At 40.7% G+C, this 25,332-nt stretch carries 22 protein-coding genes and 2 pseudogenes; 1 reads left to right on the plus strand and 23 read right to left on the minus strand.

What is annotated here, in order from left to right:
- The first annotated feature begins 103 nt into the window (after positions 1 to 103).
- The gene (locus JCM16496_RS15945) at positions 104 to 1,399 is read left to right on the plus strand and encodes an ATP-binding protein (protein WP_025835536.1); all 1,296 of its coding nucleotides are present in this window, start codon (positions 104 to 106) and stop codon (positions 1,397 to 1,399) included.
- A gap of 80 nt (positions 1,400 to 1,479) precedes the next feature.
- On the opposite strand, the gene JCM16496_RS15950 is transcribed toward JCM16496_RS15945, so the two are convergent.
- From JCM16496_RS15950 to JCM16496_RS16075, 23 genes and pseudogenes are all read right to left on the minus strand, one after another.
- On the minus strand, positions 1,480 to 2,574 hold the full coding sequence (locus tag JCM16496_RS15950) for a polysaccharide pyruvyl transferase family protein (protein WP_025835538.1): 1,095 nt from the start codon (positions 2,572 to 2,574) through the stop codon (positions 1,480 to 1,482).
- A 5-nt stretch (positions 2,575 to 2,579) separates the two neighbouring features.
- Positions 2,580 to 3,473: a Coenzyme F420 hydrogenase/dehydrogenase, beta subunit C-terminal domain gene (locus JCM16496_RS15955; protein ID WP_244440435.1), complete on the minus strand. Its 894-nt coding sequence runs from the start codon at positions 3,471 to 3,473 to the stop codon at positions 2,580 to 2,582.
- 54 nt (positions 3,474 to 3,527) lie between these two features.
- Positions 3,528 to 3,701, minus strand: a pseudogene (locus tag JCM16496_RS25055) (hypothetical protein); the annotation flags it as partial.
- Positions 3,680 to 4,858 carry a glycosyltransferase family 4 protein gene (locus JCM16496_RS15960; RefSeq protein ID WP_025835542.1) on the minus strand — a complete coding sequence of 393 codons (1,179 nt, stop codon included), beginning with the start codon at positions 4,856 to 4,858 and terminating at the stop codon, positions 3,680 to 3,682. The pseudogene JCM16496_RS25055 and the gene JCM16496_RS15960, both read right to left, overlap by 22 nt.
- Position 4,859: 1 nt before the next feature.
- Entirely contained in the window at positions 4,860 to 5,831 is a 972-nt protein-coding gene (locus JCM16496_RS15965) for an acyltransferase family protein (protein ID WP_025835543.1), read from the minus strand.
- Positions 5,828 to 6,826 carry an acyltransferase family protein gene (locus JCM16496_RS15970; RefSeq protein WP_025835545.1) on the minus strand — a complete coding sequence of 333 codons (999 nt, stop codon included), beginning with the start codon at positions 6,824 to 6,826 and terminating at the stop codon, positions 5,828 to 5,830. The genes JCM16496_RS15965 and JCM16496_RS15970 overlap by 4 nt, the downstream gene beginning before the upstream one ends.
- Positions 6,827 to 6,881: 55 nt before the next feature.
- Positions 6,882 to 7,643 (minus strand): O-antigen ligase family protein, encoded by a 762-nt coding sequence (locus JCM16496_RS15975; RefSeq protein WP_159102466.1) that lies wholly within the window; start codon positions 7,641 to 7,643, stop codon positions 6,882 to 6,884.
- A 377-nt stretch (positions 7,644 to 8,020) separates the two neighbouring features.
- A pseudogene (locus JCM16496_RS25060) lies at positions 8,021 to 8,929 on the minus strand (acyltransferase family protein); the annotation flags it as partial.
- 127 nt (positions 8,930 to 9,056) lie between these two features.
- Complete coding sequence (locus tag JCM16496_RS15995) at positions 9,057 to 10,046, minus strand: SDR family NAD(P)-dependent oxidoreductase (protein ID WP_244440436.1); 990 nt, start codon at positions 10,044 to 10,046, stop codon at positions 9,057 to 9,059.
- Complete coding sequence (locus JCM16496_RS16000; RefSeq protein WP_025835553.1) at positions 10,043 to 10,453, minus strand: MaoC/PaaZ C-terminal domain-containing protein; 411 nt, start codon at positions 10,451 to 10,453, stop codon at positions 10,043 to 10,045. The genes JCM16496_RS15995 and JCM16496_RS16000 overlap by 4 nt, the downstream gene beginning before the upstream one ends.
- Complete coding sequence (locus JCM16496_RS16005) at positions 10,440 to 12,167, minus strand: HAD-IIIC family phosphatase (RefSeq protein ID WP_025835555.1); 1,728 nt, start codon at positions 12,165 to 12,167, stop codon at positions 10,440 to 10,442. Before JCM16496_RS16005 ends, JCM16496_RS16000 begins: the two co-directional genes overlap by 14 nt.
- Before the next feature lie 22 nt (positions 12,168 to 12,189).
- Positions 12,190 to 12,900: a serine acetyltransferase gene (locus tag JCM16496_RS16010; protein ID WP_025835557.1), complete on the minus strand. Its 711-nt coding sequence runs from the start codon at positions 12,898 to 12,900 to the stop codon at positions 12,190 to 12,192.
- Between the two features lie 4 nt (positions 12,901 to 12,904).
- Positions 12,905 to 13,918, minus strand: coding sequence for a glycosyltransferase family 2 protein (locus tag JCM16496_RS16015; RefSeq protein WP_244440437.1), 1,014 nt, complete (start codon positions 13,916 to 13,918; stop codon positions 12,905 to 12,907).
- Complete coding sequence (locus tag JCM16496_RS16020) at positions 13,908 to 14,945, minus strand: hypothetical protein (RefSeq protein ID WP_025835560.1); 1,038 nt, start codon at positions 14,943 to 14,945, stop codon at positions 13,908 to 13,910. The genes JCM16496_RS16015 and JCM16496_RS16020 overlap by 11 nt, the downstream gene beginning before the upstream one ends.
- Complete coding sequence (locus tag JCM16496_RS16025) at positions 14,936 to 15,934, minus strand: hypothetical protein (RefSeq protein ID WP_128809669.1); 999 nt, start codon at positions 15,932 to 15,934, stop codon at positions 14,936 to 14,938. Before JCM16496_RS16025 ends, JCM16496_RS16020 begins: the two co-directional genes overlap by 10 nt.
- Before the next feature lie 115 nt (positions 15,935 to 16,049).
- Positions 16,050 to 16,931: a hypothetical protein gene (locus JCM16496_RS16030; protein ID WP_025835564.1), complete on the minus strand. Its 882-nt coding sequence runs from the start codon at positions 16,929 to 16,931 to the stop codon at positions 16,050 to 16,052.
- Between the two features lie 9 nt (positions 16,932 to 16,940).
- Positions 16,941 to 17,627: an acyltransferase gene (locus tag JCM16496_RS16035; RefSeq protein WP_025835566.1), complete on the minus strand. Its 687-nt coding sequence runs from the start codon at positions 17,625 to 17,627 to the stop codon at positions 16,941 to 16,943.
- Positions 17,624 to 18,109, minus strand: coding sequence for a GDSL-type esterase/lipase family protein (locus JCM16496_RS16040; RefSeq protein WP_128809670.1), 486 nt, complete (start codon positions 18,107 to 18,109; stop codon positions 17,624 to 17,626). Before JCM16496_RS16040 ends, JCM16496_RS16035 begins: the two co-directional genes overlap by 4 nt.
- A gap of 230 nt (positions 18,110 to 18,339) precedes the next feature.
- Positions 18,340 to 19,254, minus strand: coding sequence for an acyltransferase family protein (locus tag JCM16496_RS16045; protein WP_025835570.1), 915 nt, complete (start codon positions 19,252 to 19,254; stop codon positions 18,340 to 18,342).
- Positions 19,254 to 20,747: an MATE family efflux transporter gene (locus JCM16496_RS16050; RefSeq protein WP_128809671.1), complete on the minus strand. Its 1,494-nt coding sequence runs from the start codon at positions 20,745 to 20,747 to the stop codon at positions 19,254 to 19,256. The genes JCM16496_RS16045 and JCM16496_RS16050 overlap by 1 nt, the downstream gene beginning before the upstream one ends.
- Before the next feature lie 430 nt (positions 20,748 to 21,177).
- Positions 21,178 to 21,471 carry a nucleotidyltransferase family protein gene (locus JCM16496_RS16065; RefSeq protein WP_025835573.1) on the minus strand — a complete coding sequence of 98 codons (294 nt, stop codon included), beginning with the start codon at positions 21,469 to 21,471 and terminating at the stop codon, positions 21,178 to 21,180.
- Positions 21,472 to 21,605: 134 nt separating this feature from the next.
- Entirely contained in the window at positions 21,606 to 23,165 is a 1,560-nt protein-coding gene (locus tag JCM16496_RS16070; RefSeq protein WP_025835574.1) for an ATP-binding protein, read from the minus strand.
- A gap of 205 nt (positions 23,166 to 23,370) precedes the next feature.
- The gene (locus JCM16496_RS16075; protein ID WP_025835575.1) at positions 23,371 to 25,248 is read right to left on the minus strand and encodes an AAA family ATPase; all 1,878 of its coding nucleotides are present in this window, start codon (positions 25,246 to 25,248) and stop codon (positions 23,371 to 23,373) included.
- Positions 25,249 to 25,332 lie beyond the last annotated feature (84 nt).

Consider the following 25,332-nt stretch of genomic DNA (forward strand, 5'->3'; position numbering starts at 1 on the left):
AATTTTACACGTTTTCAGGCGGAAAGATACCCGTCTATCAAAAAAACTGTAACTTTGCAGCCAAACATTGTATGTTTAAGTTCAATAACGATACGTAGCAATAATGAAAAGAAAAGCCAGTTCTGAGTTAGGGCGATGGTATGCCTCCCCGGATCGTAAGCCACTTATTATACGTGGCGCCCGTCAAGTAGGTAAAACCTGGTTGATACAGGATTTTGCATCAGGCCGTGCCGCCGGTTCGGTCTATATCAATTTCGAGGATGACAAACAATTACGTGACATCTTTGAGCAAGATTTCAACATGGAGCGTATTCTGGAGCGCATCAGCATCCAAAAAGACACGGACATTTCGTCCGACACGATGATTATATTGGATGAAATACAAGAGGCTCCTCATGGGATAACAGCATTGAAATATTTTGCCGAGAAATTACCCTCACAGCCCGTGGTAGCTGCCGGATCGTTGCTCGGAATCTCCATGCACCAGAATGATTCTTTCCCCGTGGGGAAAGTGGATTTTATAGACCTGTATCCGATGGATTTCGAGGAGTTCTTATGGGCAACAGGCCATGAACGTTTTTCCAAAATCATCTCTGAAAAGAAATGGGAGCTCATAACCGGTGTGAAAGACAAGCTCACCCACCTTTTGCGCCTCTATTATTATGTGGGCGGAATGCCCCGGGCCGTTTCCGTATACTCGTCTACCAAAGACCTTGCGGCAGTCCGGCAAATCCAGTTGTCGCTCATCAGTTCATACGACAACGATTTCTCCAAGCACGCCCCTTTGAGTCTTGTGCCCCGCATCCGGCTTGTGTGGAACTCGGTGGTTTCACAATTAGCCAAGGAAAACAAGAAATTTATCTACGGGCTTGTTCGCGAAGGAGCCCGGGCACGCGAATATGAGTTGGCTTTGGAGTGGTTGTCCGATGCCGGATTGTTGCATAAGGTCTGTCGCACAAAGAAGGGCGAGTTGCCTTTGAAAGCTTATATGGATTCATCTTCCTTTAAGGTGTATCTTCTTGATATAGGTCTTCTCTGCGCCTTATGCGAACTCGGTCCGCAAGCGGTGGTTGACGGTAGCGACATCCTTGGAGCATTCAAAGGCGGCCTCACCGAACAGTATGTGCTTCAGCAATTGCTCTCCTGTAAAGATACTGGCATATACTACTGGTCGTCGGACAATTCAAATGGCGAGATAGACTTCCTTTTGCAGAGGTCCGACACTGTTATTCCTATTGAGGTCAAAGCCGAAGAGAACCTTAAGTCAAAGAGTCTGCGCTTGTTCTCGCAGAAATACAATCTGTATCCCGCTCTCCGCTTCTCCATGTCGGATTACCGCGAGCAGGACTGGATGACAAACATCCCGCTTTACTGCCTGCAAGTAGTCTCAACCATCTGACTTATATTAGCGCCAAACTGCAATGAATGTTCTACTATCTTCACGGGAGCCATCGGGAGTTAGGCTACAATAACAGTAACTCACTGTTCTACCAGTTGTTTAAGATAATTCACAGAGTTATCCAAATTCCTCTTTTTTATGACTTCAATGGCCTCCCAGTCGAAGACCTGTTCGCTCTTCGGTTCAATGCAGCCTTTCAGCCCGAAAAGGTCGAGCAAACTCTCCATGCGCGAGTTCACCTTGTGTCGATGACGGTTGAATACATAAACGGGCTTGTGGAACATTATCGAGAAGGCTGTGCCGTGGAAGGAGTTGCTCACAAACGCATCGCAGTGGTAAATCAGTGAAAGAAACTCTCGTGGACCCGCTTTTGAGAAATTCTTGTCAGCATATAACCGTGGATACGTGTCATTGATATTGTAAATTTTCAACCCGTGTTGCCGTGCATACCGCTGTGCAAAGGCTTTCAACGCATCGTTCCCTTCAAAGTCATATACCAGCAGGTAAGGTTCCGTCTTGCGGTAATCCGTCATCAGCGACTTCCATTCCTCTACGGACAGCAGAAATACAGGATCGAGAACCCATTCTCCCGGGATGTTCATCTCCCTAAGCAGTTGTAACCCGTGGCTTTCCCTAACTGATACAGCATCAAATGTCTGGAGATACCCGGCAATTCTTTTTTTCTCCGCTTGCGGGATGTCCACGTAGGAGAAACTGGCGGCATAGGATGCTTTTTTCCCATTTGTCACAAAGTCAAGATAGAAAGCCGGGTCGCGTCCCGTCTCATAAAACACGTTCCATATCTGGTCGCTTCCCACTACATAAAGGTCGGCTTGAGGGGGATTATTGCGGAGGACTTTATACGAAGTATATCTCACGGGTGTTTCCTTTAGTACCTGATGGTTGAAGATGTCGAACATCCGTTTTCTGCCTAAGGTTGTTTGGCGTTGCAGGTATTTCATCACCCGATAGGCGGCGCGTGTCAAGGCATATTTGCTTAACTTTGATTCCGGGTTCACCCATTTGTAATCATACTTACGGGTCAGATAATGGGGCTGGTAATTGATGATTTCCACCTCATGCCCCAACCTCATCAAGTATTGTTGCAAGGCATAGGCTTGCAATGATGCACCATAATTATAGACATCGTATGTAGTGAGAGTATTTATTTTCATATCGGTTATTTTCTTATAATCATATTCTTAAGAACAATGTCGGGCATAGAGCAAACAGCCGAGTATTTGAATCCGCAAACAGGATACAATTTTTTGAATATTTTAGTCCGCCATGTCTTTTTCATAGGGAACCTCAGTTGCTTGTTGCCGGCAATGGCTTCCTCCACCGGTCTTTCCACCATATTCACCTCTGAAGCTATATTCCGAAGCATGGCATGACCTTTTTCAGAGTTGACTAAAGCAAGTGACAATCCGTAGTCAGTGTTCGTATGTATTTTGGATTTGTCCACTCCCCAAAAATCCCCGATGGTTAGGTCGCTGACTCTCTCACTCTGGGCATATTTGCATTCGTGGCAACAGTCTCGACAAAAAACAGCTTTAAAAAAGCCTTTCATGTATAAGTCTGTATGTAATTCTCTGTTATAAATTATTTCCTCTGATTTATACATCTTTAACCTGTAGGTTGTGTCGTCTCGGAAAGTTAATTTATCAATATTACATTTTGCGATATCAGTAGGCAAACTTGATTTGAACAGTTGCATGGACGGAACTCCATGGCAAATAACGTCCACAGTGAACAGATTGGTTTCAACTTTTTTAGCGTATAGCATCACAGTAGCCACTTGACATGGTGTACCGATGAATAAGACCTTCTTTCCGCTCCTCAAATCACTCATCAATTGCGAGTGGATGCCCGTCAAATCGCTCTGTACATATTTTGAGTTTTTCAACTTTTCCAATTCATTTACAGATGAGCAACGGACATGCTTTATGGAAAACGGTTTCTCGAAAGCGCATCCATAAACAACGCCCCCTTCTGCAATCATCCGTTCAGACAATGCCGCAGCCAATCCACCCGAAGAACTCTGACGTCTTAGTGTGTCGTCTTTTCTCCACAAAGCATACGCCTTATCCGGTTTTCTATAATTGGATTTCTGTATAGCTGGGCAACTTTTTACGCACAAGCCGCAGTCGATGCACTGTGTCTCTTCTGCATGCGTATGTATATGTCCCAAGGAATCATTGAATATGTGAATACAATGTTTCGGGCATCTGTCAACGCATGATAGGCATCCTACACAATTGTGTACATTGTTGATATTGTTCATTTTCTTATGTCCTTGCATATACTCTGCACAATGGCCTCATATTCTCGTTGTGCGCAATTTTCTGTGTTAAATGGTTTCTCAAGTTCAATGGATGCCTGTCCCATGGCTTTCAAATCATGGTGGTGGAAATATTCCAAAGCATTTGCAATGGATAGGATGTCATACGTGTCGAATGTTATTCCGTTAGCATCCTTCTTTACGAGTTCAGGATGACATCCGTTGTAGATAGAGGTTGCAATGGGCAATCCGCAAGACATAGCTTCAGGTACCACCAGGCTCCAGTTATCTTCTAAAGTGGGTAATACGAAAATATCTGCGATACCATAATATTTATATACTTCCTGATAAGGGATTTTTCCTAAGAAATGAACAGACCCCATATCTCCGAAAGATTTTTTTAAGGAAGGAGCCAATGGGCCGTCTCCTAATAAAATTAAAGAATCATCAGGATGCTTCTTTATATGTTGACGCCATGCTTGTAATAAATATTTAGCCCCTTTTCTTTCTACAAGTTGCCCTGCAAATAAATATTTTATGCCTTTTCCGAATTTGCAGTTCAATGATTTTTTTTCATCGTCTGTCATCGATGCGATACCTGTTCTCAGCAATGTGCTGTCAGCGCTCATGCCGGTAATGAATATATTTTTTTCTTTGATACCTAATTGCAGCAAATAGCGTTTTGTTTCGCTTCCATTTACAAGGTATCCGGTCACAAACTTATTTATGAATTTTCGGTATAGATTCATTATCCACGTTGTATTACGCTCTGTATGGCAAGTGCGCTCATAGCCCATGAATATAGGAGTTTGATGGATAAAAGAATATAGGATTAGTAAGGGTGTCCATTGGAAAAATCCCTCTGTAATCAATACATCTGGTTTTATATTTTTAATGGTTCGGTACAATCCTTTTGTGATAGGAATTCTTTTCCCCTTTTCACCATTATATTTTTTAAAAGACATTTCATGAGTATTGAAAAGCCTTTCATTCTCAAAGGGCAGGGCGTTTTTACCCAAAACTTCAGGAATTTGTTTTAGCAAATGCTCATTATGGCGCATTTTGTAACGAGTAGTAGAATACATTACATAAAAATTGTCATCAAATAATTCGTTCAGTCTTTTATAAAAAGGCAGTCTGTAGTCTAAAAAAATCGGATTGCAATATAATACTTTCATACTATTTTGTGTTAAAGCAGTTTTTTATATCCTTAATGCCGCTTGGAAACAATATTCGTTTTAAGAATGTTCTTTTATTAATAAATATAGAAAGGAATAGCGATAAACAGATAGATGTGATAAATATTAATCCACCTGTCATCAGGTTGTTGGGTAACAGCATACATAAAATATTTATGATGAACATATTGAACAAATATATTCCCAAGGAATTTTCTCCTATTGTTTTTAACCACTTGAAATTAAGGTGTGGCAACAATGCCAATAAGAACAGAAAGAATGTCGGCACAAGTAAGATGTTTCCCATAGGTACACGTATGTCCATAAACTGTAATATGTTTATTGCAACAAACACAACGGCTCCTATATATTTCATATAGGCAGATAGGCTGTTTAAAGCAGATGCCAACCAGCCGTATGCAAAATATCCTATTGCCAGTCCGATGCCTAAGGGCATTGTGTTCTTGAACCAATAAAATTCTTCCCAAGTGCATCCCCATGTGATAACGGACAATATTACCATTATTCCATAGAGCCACTTGTGTTTCAACGACAAAAGGTACAGGATAAAGAACGAACAATAGGTGGGCAGAAACCAAGGGAATATAAAATTGTAGTAGTTGCTCAAATGTGTCTGTGTACCCAAAAGAATAGCTGATATGTGCCCCCATTCCAACCCGGCTTTATGGAAATAAATGCAATTTATAAGATAACAAACTGACAAAATCCATAAATAAGGCACCCAGTTCCTGATAATGATGTCTTTCAGGTGTCCCCAACTCGTGTCACCTTTCATCTTATAGAAGAATGGCAATATGAAGAATCCTATAACGTGGAATTTGTATAACTGGATTTGCAGGTTTATATATTCTCCATCCATAAGAAAGTGATTATGTCCCAATACAATTAGTATGATAAGCACCCCCTTTATTATATTGCTCTCATCGCGGGTAAGGTATATCGTTTCTTTCATATTCTGTTTCCTGTTGCTAAAGAATAAGTTTTCTTGGACAATTTAACCCAGCCTTGTCCTATAAGTATTATTAAGTATGAAATCATAATCGGCAGCAATATGTATGTAGCAGTTGCAATGATGTCGTTGCCATAGAAGAAGTGCGCGATACCTTGTTTGAGCAATTTCATAGGATAGAAATGCGTTACATAGATGAGAAATGAGAAGGTTGAAAGATGTAGCATTTTCTGCCGCCATGTCTTCGGTATATGATTCAGCAGTTGCCAGAACGCTATTAGACCTGTCATATCAGTCAGCTTGTGTGTCCAATCGTTGAAAGTCATAAATCCGGTAAAGCAGGCTGTAAGCCAGATAACTGAGATGACAAGAGTTGACACAAGGTGCATCCTGACAGATAGCACTTCCGGGTGTTTGCCTATCAATCCTCCCAATGCAAAAAACATTAAACATTCGGAGGATAAGACAGAACAATCTATGGGCACCCATAGGTAGAACAACATGGCAATAACCATCCATGTCGGTAACGATGTTTTTGTACGGAACAACCATCCATATACTGGGTATAGCACCATTACAATCATCAAATCCCTGACGTACCACAACGGACCGTACCAATGGCTGGTGAACAGATTTTGAATCACAGAAAGAACGTTTGTGCCTACAGCCTTTTTGTCAAAGGGTAACAAGCATAAAGCACCAATTACATTCCAGATGATGAAAGGAATGAGTAGCGTATTTACCTTTTTATGTATCATTCTTTTATAGTCCTGCGGATTATAATAGTTTTTTCCCAAGAAAAAGAATCCGGATACCATGAAAAAATAGGGAACAGCTATTTGGGTAAGCCGCATGAAAAAGTCTTCCACTGTTCCGCTCAATCCTTGTGAACTCCATGAGTGGAAGAATGCAAGGTAGTTGAGTGAATGCCTGTACACTACCATTAGCGTACAGATAAAACCTGCAATGCTGATTTTTGTACTTAAATCTTTATTCATTTTCGTCTCAATTGTTCAAGGCGTTGCGCTCTTTTGAAATGATAACCGGCAACTATTATGGCAAAATAAGCAATTGTGATGACACATGCCTTGCCCGAAAGGAAACCGTAGGAATACCCGTTGACCAAAGCAACCACCATGCACACATGAGCCCCAAGTAGCCGCGTTTCAAGCTGTTACTGAAAAAAGAAAAAAGCGAGGTCACGAAATGCAGTCCGGCCAATACGCACCCCACATACCCTAAACTGCCATAGAAACCTATATAGTTGTTGTGCGCATCAGGAGAAAGTACCGTCCCTTTGACAGATACCACGCGTTCGGCACAGGCAAATCCCCATCCGAATATGGGCTTTTGAGCTGCAAAATGCAGTATCTGATTCCACAACCGGTCGCGCCCGGTGGCACTTTCAATCGTTTCCCTCGTTTTGCCTGGCATGATAATTAATAATAAGTCCATAAGTTGATCCTGAAAGATATATGCAATGCCGCCTACACATGCTATTAAAGCTCCCCATGCAGCATGGCCACTGAATAGCATGGCTGTACCGATGCCGGCAATGCACGAGGCGTTAGCACCGCTCGATGTACTTGTGATAAGCAATACGAGACTAACCAGCATGGCTATCCTAAAAAACTTCAGGCGCTTCTTGTCTTTCTTTTCCTTTATCCACTCCGCAAAGCAATAGGCAAAACACATGGCAGAACAGGTCCCCGTTTGCAGCAAATGGATGAAGATAGGCCATCCTACATTGTATCTTCCACCGATAGCACTGAAAAAGGCCATTGACATAATGAGATATACCAAATTCCTTTCCACACCGTTAAATGTTTTTGGTATGCTTAGCAGCCAAAAAGTCAAAACCATAAGTATGAAATTCTGTATGCTCAAGAATGCGGAAAATGCAGGCATGAACGCCCATGTGGCACTCAACAACGCATAGAAATATAATAGCAGCAATGTACGTATCGGTGGATTCGATACTCTGAATATTCCCACAACTTTCCTTTGCCAATGAGAATATACAATAAATAACATACCGAAAAGAGATATGATTTGCAAGGCCTGTGCAAAGCCACCATCTCCCGCTGGCATAAATATGGTTCTGTATATCCACAACAGGAAGAAAGCCGTAATCCAACGAAACTTTTTCGCCCAGCTTATTTTAATGTCTTTATAGACTAACTTTAAATTGTTCATTTACCAATATGATGAATGATTGTCTTTTGTATGTTTTTGAAAATGAATGCCAACAAAAATGTGATTGCTAAGATAACAAAAATAGCCACTTCACTATTAATACCCCAAATCTTGTTTTCTAATGCATAGTACAGAATGCATCCATGGATTAGATATATTTTCAATGTATATTTTTGTATCCGAAGCCATATACTTTTCATTCTTTCTCTTAAACAGAAAAAGTTTAGTAATCCGAAAATTACGAAAGGAAAAGTATAAGACATAATGTATTGTCCCATATCATATAAAACGGGATGGTAATGTACGTATTTGCTTGTAAGTTGGATGCACCAAAAAAGAGAGAATAATAGAATGTTTATATATAAGTATCCTCCTCGGATAACTTTTAGTTTGTTGAAAAATGCCACAATCATTCCAATAACAAACGTTATCATTTGTCCACCTCCCAATAAAGGGTATGGCAAATTGTTAATTAGCGAAGCTGATATGATAAAAGTGCATAATAACAAGGAGACGATAATAATAACCACGCCCCCTTTTTCACTTATAAATAGTGAAATATATGTTATCAGATAAAGTGCAATAATTGATAAAATGTACCAGCTGAAGGGTACATATCCACATAATACTATATTTCTTAATGTCAAATGGCTATAATCTGTAGTCATATAGCATAGTAATATGGATAGCAAATAGGTGATGAGTAATGGAAAGATTCTTTTTTCGAGAAAAAGATGTCGGTAATCTTTTCCTTTTTTTATTATACTGCACATCAGCCCATATCCCGAAATAAAGAAGAATAGACTGACAGAGAACAGACCTAACGAGCAAAATAGCTTATATAGAAACACTCCTGTAAACACTTTACTGCAATGCCCTATGAATACTCCTATTATGGCTATTCCTTTTAGGACATTGCATGTCTCAAGATCAAAACATTCTCCCCCCCCCCCTTCCCTGTTTTCTTAAATGTAAATATTAGAGAAAATAAAAATATTACATTAAATAACTCCATAAATGAACTGCTGTGTGTTATTGACCGATTTTTTCTGCAATATCTTGACACATTGCGCCTACATTTTTCCATCCACTAATCTGTGCGGCAGTAAATTTCAGCTTGAATCTTTTTTCGATAGCTACAACCAATTGTATATGGCTTAGTGAATCCCATTCATCGATATCTGCTGATGTTGTATCATCTGTCAGTTCCAGGTCTTCATTGTCTAATATGTCACGGAAGATTTCTTGAATCTCCGCCATGATTTCATTTTTTTCCATTTTTCTTGATTTTAAAAAGTTTATAAAATATTTGTTCCGGCATTTATAGGTATATTTACACCATTGACATGTTTTGGCGCGTAGAGTAACGACAAAAATGACTTCTGCCACTTGTTTTGGAGCCAGTATTTCTTTCAATGGATGATTGGTCACCATTTGTTCTAAGATACGTTCATCTGTATTAGAAGTGAAACTTGTCTGCATAAAATCTGGAGATACGCAGTTACTTGTTATTCCGAATTTTATGTATTCCTTACTCCATGTTTTTGTCAATTGTTCTACATACGCCTTCTCTGCTCCATATTTACCGTAGCCCAATGGAGGCGTACCCACAAGCGAGGCTGTCAGAATCGTTACAATTCTTCCACTCTTCTTTTTACGGAATGTCTCCAAGGCTGTTTGAGTAATGTTTACCAGTGGCAATATGTTGTTATTAAAGCCCTTAAGAAGTATCTCATTTGTTAACTTATGGAATCTTATCTCTTCCGGAGTTCCTGTCCAAGCATTATTTACCAATGCATCGAGATCCCAGGTTTTAATGGCTTCGCATAATTGACGAACGTTTTCCGGTTTGGTCTGATCACATTTGAATGCTATGGCGTTTTTATAAATGGAAGTGATTTCCTGAGCTTTTTCTTCCGAACCCCTGTATGTGAAATATACAAGGTTATTGCAGTCTGTAGCTAACAAATCCACTACAGCCTTACCGACACCACCGGTGCCTCCTGTTACTAAGATATTCATGCCAATATTCCTATTTGAACTTTCCCTTTTGAAACAATCTTGTCAGTTGCATTCTTGAACGAAAATTTCAGTTCAACAGCGTTAACACTTTCAAAAATATCATTCATTTTCATCTCAGCTGTCAGCACATCGTTCATGAACACCGGGCTCTTATATTGAATCTCCTGTGAATGGATTATTACATCGGGTGTAGGTAAACACATGCCAATCAGTGTTGAGACAAAAGCATTGATAATGTTACCATACATCACGCGTTCCGGGAATCCTTTTTCTTTGGCAAAAGAGTCGTCAGTATGTAATGGGTTCATATCTCCACTGCATTTTTGGAATGCAACGTACACATCTTGTGTGACAACAAACTGTTTTTTTACAGTTTGCATATTTTTAAATAAATCAGTCTTTGACATTTATATAACATGTTTTAGGTTCATAACGATTGACATATAGCACATACTGTGCAGTGTTTGTTCCTTCAAGTGCTTTAAAACCAAGATCAGGATAATGTTTTGCTACAATTCTGTTTTTAGCAGTAGGCAGATACTCGCCTATGATTTTTTTGTATCCGTTTTGCTGTGCCCATTCAACGAGTGTGTTCAGAGTAAAATGTTCCATTCCGCGTTTCAGCACCCTGCAACTCATGAACCATGTGTCGATAAATAGAGTTTCTGTGTCCAATTTCTTTGCTATTATGACACATACGAGCCCATTGTCGCCAAATTTATCGCTCAGTGTGAAAGAGAAGGTTGCATAATCATTGTTGTTCTCGATAGCAACAATCTCATCTTCCGTATATCTTATAGTTCTAAGGTTGAATTGGTTGCTGCGTTGTGACAATTGTGCCACACGGGGAGTATTGAATTTGTCGAACCCTTTCACTTCACAATGCATATTCAGTGATTTCAAGAAATCCTTTTCATCAGTAAAGCTGTTCTTGGAGGAAACTCGTTGTGCTTCTATCTGATATTGCTTAGTTCTGTCTTTATCATCTGTGCTGTAAGATGCGGTTTCAAACAAGTTCAATGAGTACAAATACTCTAAATATTCACTTGGATCTTCTGGTAGTTCTGGTACTGTGATTTCCGGCACATGTTCCCTTACTATATTCCTTTCAAACGGATTATCATCAATAAAAACCATCGAGTCAAAACCAATGTTTAGTATCTGTTGTATGGTACGTATATTGTCAGCTTTGTTTTCCCAATTGGCAATAAACACTGCAATGTCATTCAGTTTAAGCACCATTTCGGAGTTCTTTAAAAAGGGTTCTTTTGCTTTGTCTTCATCATTTTTAGAGCATACAGCAAGTATTATTCCTCTATTCTTCAGTTTTTTTATCCACTGTTGTAATTCTGTAAAAGCTTTTCCAATGCCTAAACCATGACCTAATTGTATGCCTTCCCAGCCATCATCGCCGACAATACCACCCCATAGCGTGTTATCAAGGTCCATAATCAGGCATTTCTTGAATTGGCCTTCTGCAGCGGTTATTATATCAACAGTTCGTGAGGCCACGTATGGCAGGCTGTCTATGCTGAGCACCATTTCTGTATTTGTATATACAGAAGGTGAAAACATCATGTCACGTCCTAATTTGGCTTGTATCCCTGAAAGGTTACAAATAAACAATTGTGGATATTGCTGTGACAATTCCATGAGCCCCATGTTAAGTTTACATATCTGATAATTCAGTGAACTGCATATTTTAGATGAGTAACTACCAAAAATGGCATCATCTATTTCCGGATAGTTATAATAAACAATTCGTCCCGAAAGCTGTTCGCAAATAGTCTTCACAAAGTCCAGCCGTTCCTGCGCCAACAGTTCTTGTTCTTGGTTGTCCAATGAACTATGATATCCTACCAGTTTGTGTGTTGATTGGAATATCACAGTATAATCAGCTTCAAAAGCATGTAACTCAGACTGTGGATTCATCACTTGTAATTCCACTTGGTTATAGTCAGCCTCATAAATATCCGTATTGTAACCGCGCAATATCGTTTCGCCATGAATGGCTGTTGTAAGAAACTGTGTGGCAGTATCACCAACAATTGCGATTTTCAATTTTTTCCCTTCTTGATTATTATTTTTAATCGCTCTTTTGTATTCTTTTAACGTGTACATTTTTATTGATAAGTTATGAATATTACATCATTGTAGCAATTTCCTCTCGGCGGTCTATATAATATTTATTGTAGTTCTTTTCTAATTTCTTAAGTGGAATTCGATTATCTTCCGAATATTCTTTTTCCTCAAATGCTGCCGCCTCTTCAGGAGTCATGTTGAATCCTATAACCTTGGCGGGATTTCCCATGACAATGGCATAAGGAGGAACATTTCGCATCACTACAGCACCGGGAGCGACAGTTGCCCCTCGCCCGATTTTTAGCGCTCCGAGCACTAAAGCGCCAGCGGCAATTCTCACATTGTCGCCAATCTCTGGTTGCCCCACTTCGGTGCGATGTCCGATGCTAACCCCCTGGTTTATCCAGCAATTATTTCCCATCTTGGCAGGAGAAATAATCGTGTTGTATCCATGTTGGACAAGTAGCCCCCCGCCGATTTCAGAAGTTTCTGAAATATCCAAGAATTTCTGTGGTGCAGCGAATATTTCTAAGAATTTGGCATAAAAATGATGATATTTTCCAACACGTGCATAAAATATATTCCTGAACATGGAATAGAAGGTCATGAGATAGCATAGTGCAAAAAAACCATCAGATTCATTTCCTCCCATAAACTGCTTACTATTACGTTTCAAATCGGTTGATATTATACTTTGGTTTTTTGCTGTTTTGAAATAAATCCAATGTAGTATAAATCGCCAGCATGTGGCATATATAAATAATTTTTTCATGGTCTTAATATATTATTTTCCGCCTTTTTCTATGAAGACGTAAGTTGAAAAATAGAGTTTTATATATTTGTGTATATATTTTGTATATAAACTTGTTATTAATAAAGTGAAGGAACTTATTGTCAATGTACTGATACAACTCGCTGTGATGAGATTGTGCATACAAGCGTACTTCGTCATAGATTTCATCGTTCCATTTTAGTTCAGGTGTAAACAAGGCTTTAATGTAAGATAGAATGGAGTGTCTTGCAGCAGCATTGTCAGTTTCTTCATTATAACCTGTTACGATTGAACGTATCTTACTGTTTTCTCGCTTTAAATAATCGTATGACAATACATTAGAGTGCATCATAGATGTTGCATTTACCCCATTTACATACAGAATGCAGTCAATTGTACAGTATGTTTTTATGTTTTTTGCGATAGAAAGGTTGGTTAATAAATCTTCACCTACAGAGAAATCCATAAGTTCCTTGAATATATCTGAACTGAAAAGGTGTTTGCGATAGATACCGCCCCACATGTATGGATGTATTTCGTAATTCAATAAACTTTGGACATATTCATTTTGATTTTTTATAATGCAATTACGTTTTGAGGGAAAATCTACAATTTCTTTATCAGAATATTTTAAAAGATGTACCCCTTTTACAATGTCTGTTCCTTTGCTCAAAATTGATTTGTATAATATTTTTAACGCATAAGGTAACATATAATCGTCCGAATCCAAAAATAGCAAATATTCACCTTTGGCATGTTCAAATCCTGCTTTTCGTGCTGAAACCAATCCTCCGTTCTCTTTATGCACCACTTTTATTCGTTCATCTTTTTGTGCATATTCATCGCACATCTGCGGGCAACGGTCAGGGCTACCATCGTCAACAAGTATCATTTCCCAATCCGTGAAATCCTGTGCAAGTACAGAATCCACACAGCGTTGGAGATATTTTTCCACATTATATACGGGAACTAATATAGAAACTTTTGGAAAAATCATATCGTTGGTTTTAAAACTCATATACTTCAAATGGTTTGTTATTTACCATAGCCGCAGTTTTGGCAAATGCGCTATTATACATGTTGCCAGTCCGTGCAAGATAGACCTTTTCTGCCTTGGAAATCATAAAGAAATCGAGGAATGTTTTCATGTTTACATCATCATCACACTGATAGTCTATGTGCCCCACCTTGCCAGGTATGACGTAGACATCGGATAAGTGTTTTACTCTGTCCACAAATGTAGGACTGTCGGCTGTGACAAGTACTTTTTTATGTGCCGGAGCGTTCTTCCTTATTTCAGCAACTACATTCAGACATTTCTCTATCAGTACTTTCCGTTCTTCCATGGGCAACGGTTTGCCGGTGCAATCCTTAAAATCGCCCAATAGGGTAGTGAAACGAAAAGAGATTGATATAAATGTCCCTTGTATCTGAGATAAATGATAGTCTATTTCATTTTGCAGTTTTAGAGCTGGCTTGAACAGTTCATTGAACGCAACGGAAAATTCCTTATTGGTAGCATAATTCATGTTGGTGTAGACATGCAGTTGCTTCGTGCAGTCAACCAGTTTGTTCTCCATCCATTCTCTCAGATATCGACGGCTGTTGCCAACGACATCGGCTTTGTTGCAAGTCCGTGGCTCCATAAGGCATACCCGCGGGGTACTGCCGGTATCATATCGTACCTGTTCGGAAGATATGCTCCAGTCGTATTTATTGGGTTGCAGGTATTTTTCCAAATGAAACGGTGTCACAAAGTTTATACGGAACTGTTTGTTTCTTTTTTTGCACCACGTGTATAGACTACAAATGCCTTTCAACCTATCAGCCAATCCAAAATGATAGATATGACCGTCGCACTGGAATATTACACAACAGTTCTTAGCTTGTACCTTTGTACCATAATATTGCTTAATAAGCTGTTTTTCCAAAGCACTTTGCTGTTTTAAGAAAAACTTCCATGCTCCGATAATTTCTATCTGGAGGTCATACCACTTCATTTTTACCGGATGAAGAAAACTGCTTTTGATATATGTTAATCCCATAATGTTCTGTATTCTTTTACATCTTCTTCCGTGACACAGCCGAGTTTAAAGATATAAGTGTCCTTAAACTTGTTGGGCATACACAACACGGCGTTTGTGCCGCTCACAACTCCGGCAACAAGACAGTCACATTGTGAAACAATATACATGGAGCGATAATATTGCTTTGTGATTTCAAGGATGTCACGTTTCTCTTCTCTATTTATTTGCATCAACAACTTGCCATGGTTGTCCCCGTATTTTTCCTGGGTATTGGGTATCAGTTTCCTGCCAAACTCTTTTTCGAACATCCGGTATATGCGTTCGTCTTCCGTAGCGCAATAAACCATGTTGCAGTTATGTTTCTTCATCATGCATCTTACTTGTTCGATTGCCATTTGTGGAGTGGGCTGTTTCTCAATTCCAATCAAAGGTGTGTCAAAATAGTCCGTTCCACGGCATATACATGCAACAATGCGGTTGTTTCCGTTAAAAGCATCAGGTAGCCCTTTCAAAAAATACTCCTTTAATGTTTTTTGGGGCCGGATATATTCCGTTGCAACGGATTTGAGTTTTTCTTTTGTGGCTTTGTCGGCAGATGAAACATCCCATATCGTATATTTGCGATTAGGGAAAGGGCTGTCTATGCTGAATTTTGCATGTTTTGAACCGTACACGTCATTTAGCGTATACCCGCAGGGTTGCTCAAAAAAGTATTCCCATGGGTTTGTGCCATCGTTGCGCAAGTATGGATTCGGGAAATCCCTCCAATTGACAACTGGTGTCAGGCCATTGTCAAGTGCATACATTATATGTGCTCTTGTTTTGTTTACCATACTGAAGAAGCCTTCGCTTTTCATTGTAATACCGATTACATAGAAATATAGGTTCTTGTTTTTACCCCCCCCTATTTTGTGTAATCTATTGTATTTCAATGATTTGATAAAATGTCTTGTTTGAAATATCAATCGCCATATACGACCACCTGGGCCAAAAAATCTAAGTCTCATAAATTCCTTGAATTTTTAAATATCCTTTTATAATTTAATTCCAAATGCACAAAGGTATGATGTGAACTTACCATTCTATAACCTGTAGTATGTACCCAATTTTCTTCGATAGGTGTTATATACCTAAGCCTGAAGGTTCGCGCCTTAATATCCCGGCTTTTATTAGCAGCTTTTTAGCCCGTCGATAGATGCCATAATGACCTAAGCACAGTCGCCACAGGTGGTATCGTTGGAAGTACGTCTTTTTGTATTCCGCTGCATCGGCTCGCCGGAATGACAATATAATTACGGGATAGTCGCTCTTTCGTTCGTCTTTCCCTAAGGGCTGCCAAAAGTAGCTACGCAGACCGTAGTCCGACGGGTCGCGATAGGGGCGTATGCCGTGCTTGCGAATCACGATGTCGAATATAGACTGATCTTCACGATGGCTAATAAATTCAGGATCCTCAGGAATCGATTCATCAAAACGTTTGGGAGAAATTAACCGTTCTTCACAGCAAGCATCCAGCCATTCTTTTACAATAGTAAGATTCTCTGGTGTCTTTTGCCATAAGGAACAAGTAGCGAGTACTTGAAAATGTTTTCTGTCATCGTACCCCATCCACTCAAAAGTTTCAGACTTTGTATATTGATGAGCAGATGCCCAAGTTAGCTGAAATACCATTTTATTCTTATGGTCGTTCTCTGCTTGATTAATCAAATAATGGATATCGTTTATGAATTCTGCTCCACTATCACAATAAAACATCCAAGCTCCGTCTTCTATTTTTTGAAGAGTATCATATATAACGTATGGTTTCCATGCCCACAGACCGAAACCACGCTTATATTTGAATATATCAGGATGAGCGGTTATGAAATCCTGAATGTCTTCGGGGGAATATTCCAATACAGTGTCGGCTTTGCCCGTTTTTACAGCTGATGCTGAGTTTATCCGGCGGGCGTGTTCAAAAGTGGCATCAGCGTAGTTTACTACGTAAAGTTTATTTTCTGGCATGATTGTATTTTATATGTTGATAAACCCTTTTGTCCAGTTTGTGCCTGTTTTGACAACTTTGGCAGGATTGCCAGCTGCAATAGAATTGAGCGGAATATTTTTAGTTATAACAGAATCCATTCCTGCAATAGCACCATCACCTATGGTTGTTCCTTTAAGTACTTTGACGTTTTTGCCTAACCATACATGATTGCCAATGACTATTGGTTGTGATGGATTAATACCGTTGCCCATAAGGTCTGTTATCAGGTGGGTGTCGCTATTCCATATTTCTATGTTTCCACTGAACATACAGTCGTCACCAATATTTATAGAATTGTTTTCTCCCATACAAACCATATAGCAACTCTCAATGCTTGTTTTTTCCCCTGTCTGTACGCTACATCCTTTTCCACGTAAAGTAATTGTCATAATACCTGTAGTGCCGCTGATATGAATCTCATTGTTATCACCTACTATAGAAAAATGGCAGTAGGCTATATTGGCATTTTTATCAATAACAATTGTGTTGTTACTCCCGTTTATTTTGAAATTACAATGGAATATGCAACAATTCTCAAATATAAGTTTATTTCCACTTCTTTTTTTAATTCCATATTTTATCCATTTTATTTTTGTGCCCTTACCGATTAGGATGTCCTTGCTAAAATGGTATAGAAGTGTACATTTTATATATTGCCAATATTTTCTTATCATTTTAAATAAGGGGTTATTTTATTGTACCAAATTTTATAAGCATCACTATTCAGGTGAATGCCGTCTTTGGTCATATTCAACGGCAGTTCACCATTTACTGCATAAAGGGAATACAAGTCTATATAGACGTATCCGCAGGCAGACTCGTTTTTCTTGAGAAAATCATTGATAACAATGATTTTCGGGTTAACTTTCAGTCCGTCATCTTTAAGTTTATTGTTCAAAGGCAAGATGCTCTGTACATAAATAGTTGCCTCAGGGGCATATTTTTTAATGCTGTCAATGGTATTATAGAACATGCTTTTCGTACTATCCAGCGGAACGTTGTTCAATCCATTTATCCCTCCCATAAGAAATACATTACGAGTCTTGAAATGTCGCATCATGGAGACTCGGGAAGCTATCCCTTTCAAATGGTCACCGGGGAATGCCAATGTGATGATTTTTTTATCAGGGAAGGCCCTCGAAAATCCCCCCCCCATGTAATGGAATTGCCTAGAAAACAAGCATTTACGCTGTCTATGTTTAAGGATTCTATAGTTCTATCCCAACCATTGACAGCTGATTGCACAGCCCAATAGTCATAATGATTGTTTTCTTTAGGAAACAACTTGCTGAATGTATGTGTCTTTGTCATTAAGAAACAACTTAGTATGATAAAAAACACATTACTGAATATCAAGCTTTTTTTTAGATTCATTATTTATGCATTTTATGATTTGTAACTTTTTAGTGCTTCATGTACTTGTGAGTTAAGTTTCCAAAGTAGCAGAGATAGACTTATAGTCATCATTATGTCAATGGAAAGTTTTGTTAAAATATTCATTTCGGGAGAGAAAATCTGCTCGGCTATTATTGCTGCTATTGTATTGCCGACATATATCTCCAAAGTGTGTGAACCAATCCAATTGAATAGTTTGTTCTTTAAGATTCCCCATCTGTCAATGAGTATATTTGCTATTTGAACGGTGAAGAGTACAGCACATGCGGAAAACAGGTAATGATGTCCCTGAAAAAAGAAGGCAATACTTAATAGAAACAAGGGAATGGTGACTTTATAAGGCAAATTTTCTTTGTTATTGAGGGCACATTGCATACCTAGCAGATAAAGAGGGAAACGAGCGACAGCATTATCATACTGCCATCTTCCGGTTCCTAAAAATTCTCCTTCTAAGACAACGACCAAACTGACGAGTGTCAGTAATCTCCAACTATATTTTTCCAAAAGCATTTTTAATAACGGGCTAACAGCATAGAACAGAAGCAAGGTGGAAAGATACCATTCGGGCAGCAAGTCTGGGTTGTAATAGAATGAAAGTGATGTGATATTAAGTAGGAATGTCTCTAAACCAAAATCCCCCCCCCCTAATGTTAAATTTATTATACACGCAGAGCTTATCATGATAATCCACAATGGAAGGATTCGCTGGAGCCTGTGTATATAGAATTGTTTTATGGAATTGCGGGCAAGCGACTTAGCGATGCCATATCCACTCAGCAACATGAAGATATCTACTCCGGCATATCCTACATTCAACCGACCGATGTGTATGCCACGTAGGCACAGATGATAGCAAATGACTCCCAAAATGGAGAGGCACATTAATGTAGTTCTGTTTCTGAACATTAGTTTTGTTTTATGGCGTAAATTTTCTTTCTGACAAAAGAACTTATCTTCTCTCTTTCACCTTTCGTTAAGGCAAAAAACCATGAAGAAATCGCTATTGTTAGGGTAGATACTATGCCTGTCCCGAACAAACGAATCCACCCTTGTTCCATGCTGGATAGGAATGCAAGGCATACAAGAGTTGAGATACAGGTTACAATCATCACTCCTCTTAACGTATGTTTGAAAAAATATCCGAATGTTATTCCGATAAAAGGTTTGTTTACTGTAATGCGTGGAATGAAAATCAACAGATAAATGACATTTGTAACCGCTACAGTCAAAATGGGATTACCTGTTATTTCAAGTACTATGTAGGAAACAATGAGAATTAGCAGTTGGGCCATACTGATGATAATTTGGAAATTACGGATTTTTCCGGAAGCTCTGTTTAGTGTCTCATTTGAGTTCAGCAGTATTTCAACTAAGGTGTTGAGAAATGTCAGCTGGACAAAAATGCCAGCGTATGGAGGTACTTCAGTCAGCCATTTGGCAAGAAAAAAATCTACTTCGAACATGCATGGAAGTGCGATGAAAAGAAATAGCAGATATGAAAACTTTGCTCCTTTGCAAACCAGTTTTGTTGTATATGCTATATCTCCGGCAGCATACGATTTTGTTATTTGCGGATTCAATGCTGTAGTGAAATTTCGAGAGAAAGCACCTGCTGTTCCATTGATTTGAGAAGCTACACCACGGGCTGCATTGATTGCCGTGCCAAAGTGCATGTTAAGCATGATGCCCACTCCTTGACTGCTTAGCATGGAAGCGCAGGTCGTCAGAAAGTTCCATCCTGCAAAACCGAACATGTCTTTGAACAAGGCTTTGTCAATATGTGTAGAATATTGGCATTCGGAAAATCTTTTCTTACAATATATCCAGTACATCAATTGGATGGAAATAGATACGGCAAGTACAAGAATCCCATAGAACACCAGTTTGTCGATGGGGCTGACTGCAAGCGATAGGGCTATGCCAAATGTCAAGAAGACCTTGGTTATGGTAACGAAGGCAAATGCTCCCATTTTTTCGTGTGAGATAATCGAAGCACTGTAAGGCACGCTGATCATCTCAAGAACAAAAGAGAGAAGGGAGAACTGATAAATCCAATTTGCAGCGGTCATACGGTCTGGCTCGATATTCAACTTTGTATAGACAAACCATACACCTATGGTCTCACCCAACAGAACTACCAATAGTGCAAGAAGAAGAAGGATATTAACAGATGTGGAGAAGGTTTGCTGCAACCTTTTCGCATCATTCCTGCCTAATTCAAATGTAAGGAAGCGGCTCACTGCTTGTGTCATGGTGGCTGTTACCATATAAAACATGGACACAAAGCCTCCTATAACATTATAGACACCATAATCTGATACTCCCAAATTAGCGAGTATCAGACGGGTAGAATAGAAACTGATGCCTACAGTAAACAACATGCGGGCATACAGAATCAATGTGTTTTGGGCTAATCGTTTGTTATTTTGTGATTGAATAGACATGTTTCAAAACAATAAAAATATTAACAAAATTGTCAGAATGCGTACGGAGATGTTTATATCTATTTTTTTAGAGTTCCTAATGGTTGGGGTGGCTTTTTTTCACCACGGAGGGGCACAGTGTTTCACGGAGTGTTTTTTTACCACGACAATTTTATTGGCTGTTTTTCAGCCGATATAAAAAACGCAAGAAAATATTTTTTTATATTTCGCTTTATAAAGACGGGACAGAAGAACTTTCTTGTTGCGATTCTTACCATGAAGAATGGACTCAAAAAGTTTATGTTCTGTTCTCTGCATCAGCAGAAGAATGGTCTCTCAAAAATCTTCTTTCATCTGTTTGATGACGAGTGAAAAACTTTCCAATAAAGAATATATGCGGGCAGAATCAAACATAGAGCAGGTCTTTTGAAATATTCTCACCAAAGATGGAGTCGGTCACTTGTTTACTCAGCCGGATAATATCAACCTTGCACTTAAAGAGCTGTTCCAGTTCCCTTTTCATGTGGATACGTGTAAAGATGTCAGGCTCCCCTTCGTATGCGATGTCAATATCGCTATCTTCCTTCTGTTCATTGCGAGATACGGAACCGAAAATCGCCATTTTGACTATACCATATCGTATGGCAGTGGTATGAAAATACTCACTAAGCAATGCTATGTATTCTTTCTGCGTTTTCATTTGTTTTATGTATCTGGAGTATTGCAAAGAAACAAATTTTTTCGAGAGTTCCTAATGGTTACGGTTCTTTCTTTTCACCACAGAGGGCACAGAGTTTCACAGAGTGATTTTCTGTTTGTCAATGATGCTGTCCTTTAGTTGCTTTTTATAATCCACCTCTCTATGTTCCTCGTCCGGTTGCTAAAGTTGATGCCGATCTTGAACAGTTTCCGTGGGTCGGCTTCGAAGGGGAGGGCATAGTGCTTCTCCTCTATCTGGGCGAGGGCCTCTTCGGCGGTGCCTTCCAGCTTGAACTCCATCACGTAGATATAGTCCGGGGTTTTTACCACGAGGTCGACCCGTCCTTCGGACGTGTGGTATTCTGCCTGGGTATAGAAACCCACCAGCTTGAAGACGATGAAGAGCACGTTCTGGTAGTGCCGTTCCAGTTCGCCCGCCAGCTCGTAGGGGGTGTCGGCGAAGAAGCTTTGCAGGCGTTTGAGGAAGGCTTCGGGTTGTCCGGCGCATATTTCGCGTACAAACTTCTTTATCTCGAACGGCGCTTCTATCTTTGAGAAACGGGTGTAGAACGGCACCAGGAACTTGATGAACCCTTCCTCTACTTCCCGGTTGGGGAAGCCGAGGCGGTATAAGCCGAATTCTTTGTCGTATCCCTTGATGGTGAGGTAGCCGCTCTGGAAGATGACCGGTATGGGCTCCTCGTCGCCGTAGATGCTGTTCAGCACGTCGGCATCGGTCTCCTCGTGTGCCATGCGCTCCAGGTCGTAATGGTTGTTTTTGAGCAGCTCCACCAGGTAGGTGGGGGTGCCGGTCTCGAACCAGTAGCTGCCGAATTCTTTTTTCTCGAATGTGTTGAGCAGGCTGAAAGGGTTGTAGACCCCTTCGCTATTGTAGGTGAAGTGATAACCGTCGTAACAGGATTTCAGTTCCTGGCATGCCTCTTCGTATGTCATATCCTGTGCGGCGGCCAATTCGTGCAACTCTTCTTCAAAGTTCTCATGCAGCTCTTTTTCGGTGATGCCGCAGAGGTTGAGGAAACGCCTGTCCGTGGAGATGTCGTTCAGGTTGTTCAGGTCGCTGAACACGCTGACCTTTCCGAACTTGGTGACTCCCGTGAGCAGGGCGAACTTGATGCAGCCGTCCATGGTTTTGAGTACCCCGTAGAAGGGCTTCAGCGTGTTGCGGAACTCACGTTGCAAGTCGTGGTTGCCGATGGCTTGCAGCAAGGGCTTGTCGTACTCGTCGATGAGGATGGCCACCCGCTCGCCCGTCTGCTTGTAAACGCGTTCGAGGATGCCTTTGAAGCGCAGTGCCGGGGTGGCTTCCGCTATCCCGGTGCCGTAGAGGGCTTCCCATTGCGAGAGGGCATTGTCCAGAATCTGGTCCAGGCTGTCCGGCGTATCATATTTTCCGATGTTCAGGTCCAGGTGCAGCACGGGGCGTTTCACCCACTCTTTCTCCAGCTTCTCCATGGCCAATCCTTCGAAAAGTTCCCGCTTGCCTTGGAAGTAGGCTTCGAGGGTGGAAATGAGCAGGCTCTTGCCGAAGCGGCGCGGGCGGCTCAGGAAGTAATAACGACCGCTGGCCGCCAATTGGTGGACAAGGGCTGTCTTGTCTATATAGACATAACCGTCTTTGCGTAGACTTTCAAAATTCTGCACTCCAATCGGATATATTCGTTGCTGCGGTTCCATGTTATTGTCTTTGGGGTATGTTTCTATTTGCAAAGAAACAAATTTCCTTGTGGTTTTCCTAATGGTTACGGTTCTTTCTTTTCACCACAGAGGGCACAGGGTTTCACAGAGTGATTTTTTGTTCGCCAATGATGCTTCCTCTTTGTTGCTTTGTGCGTATATTACTTACACCAATTTTCCCAAGTCAACTGTAAATGCAGCTTGCTTATCCGGCACCGCCACGTAGTGCAAGGTCATTTCCGGCACTTAACGGGGCATAAAATCTTTTGCAATTTGCTTCCGGCATACGGTATTTTTTGTCCCTGTAGAGATTGTAGCAAAAACTACCCGCTTTGTCGCCTACTTCTTTCTGCTTGGACAGATAAGATTGTACATCCTCATTCGGCTTAAAGGAAGCTATGATGCCTTTTATCACCCATTCATCGGGAGTATATGATTGCAACAAGCTTAACAATGAATGCAGCTTGAGGTAGGAGGCTATGATTTGGTCTTTGGCCTTACATATCTGCTGGGTGGAAAACGAACTTTTCAGTTCGCACAGGTAAATGGTCTTCTGTTTGTCTTGCTCCGTGAGGAATATCCCGTCGCAATCTTCTTTTAAGATGGCATTTGAACCGGCATTGGAGAAAATGGAGGTGTCATCTTTCACGATTACGCTTGGAATGATAATACCGTTCATACCGTTGATAGTCAGTTGCTTGAATGTGTCGGGCTTGCTGCTGTTGCTTGTTTCGTCAAAGGTATAACCGGCCACTACACCGCTTGAGGCGTAGTTCGGATATGCTTTATTATAAGCAGCTTCATTCAGCTCACAGATTTTGTCGTAAACGTAGGAACTGTCCCTTAACTGGTTTTCCAGTACCGACCGGAACGTGTCAAAAGGTATTCCGCTCTGGGCATCTTGTGCCGTTATACTAACTGTCTTGTCTGCATTCCGCTTGAAGTAGTACGCATTGACAAGTCTTGCCGGGATGGTGACTTCCGGGTCGTAATGGTGCTCTTGGCAGAATGCTTCGTATTCGTCCTTGCTGAGCCTGTTTTTTAATAAATGCAGGCGAAGAAGGTCGTTTATCCGGCGCAGGAAATAGTCGCTGTGGGTGGTTACCTGGAAACGGCATCCCTGCTGCAGGAGTTGGGCCAGGATGTCGGCCACTTTGAGTTGCAGTTCCGGATGGAGGTTGGTCTCCGGCTCTTCGAACATGATGGAGTAGTTGCTCACCAACCCTTTCTGCAGCATAAGGGCAAACGGGGCAAGCTCCTTGATGGAAGCCGCACCTGCCAGGATGGGGATTTCTCCATAGGAGGCTTGTTCGTAGTACAAGTCGTTGTTGTGGAGGTTGATGGTTCCGTCTATCAATGTCCGGCTCAGCGTGGAGTATTCCTCGTTGTTTGTTTCGCTTTTGGGTGAAATTGCTTTTAGGTCGGACAAATCCCACATGAATTCTTTATACATGCCGGTCAGCACATTTCTGCCGATGTCGCTCAGGCTGACGATGCCACCGCGGGAAGGGGGGAGCAGGAATGTGCTGTTCTGGTTGATTCTGAATATGACTTTTATAAAGGCAGTGAAAAGCACTGCATAAGGAATCGCTCCCCATCCGGTGGAGGCGTGGGGGAGACGGAGAGGGGTGCCGTTCATCGACACCGTGTCATAGTACTTCATTTCTCCTTCCATCTCCAGCACTTCTTTGGCATAGCTGAATTTGTACCGGTCTGTAGGAAGTCCGTTGAATTTGATGGAGACTTTTCCTTCCAAAGAATAATTCCCGACCATCTCGCCCACGTATTTGATGGCAGAACGGCTGCACCATGCTTCAAACTCCTGTAGCGTAAATTCATGGAGGAATCCTTGTTCGGCATCGGGCAGTTGCTCTTTTTGCTTGTCATACGAGGCGTCTCTTTCGGTGAAGAAATCGGATATCTCGTTGCCGCACAATACTCTGTATATGTAGTGCACAAGCAATGCGGTGTAGCTTTTTCCTGTACCGGATTCACCGGAAAACACCATAAATGGCTTCAACTCTATCCGGGAATTGCGTACAGGACCGAGGCTTTCTATATAGATTTCTATGTTGCTGTCCATTTCTTTTTTTTCTTTCCTATTGCAAAGAAAGGAAATTTCTCGTGGTTTTCCTAATGGTTACGGTTCTTTCTTTTCACCACAGAG

The sequence above is a fragment of the Bacteroides rodentium JCM 16496 genome (genome assembly GCF_000614125.1).
Lineage (GTDB): Bacteria > Bacteroidota > Bacteroidia > Bacteroidales > Bacteroidaceae > Bacteroides > Bacteroides rodentium.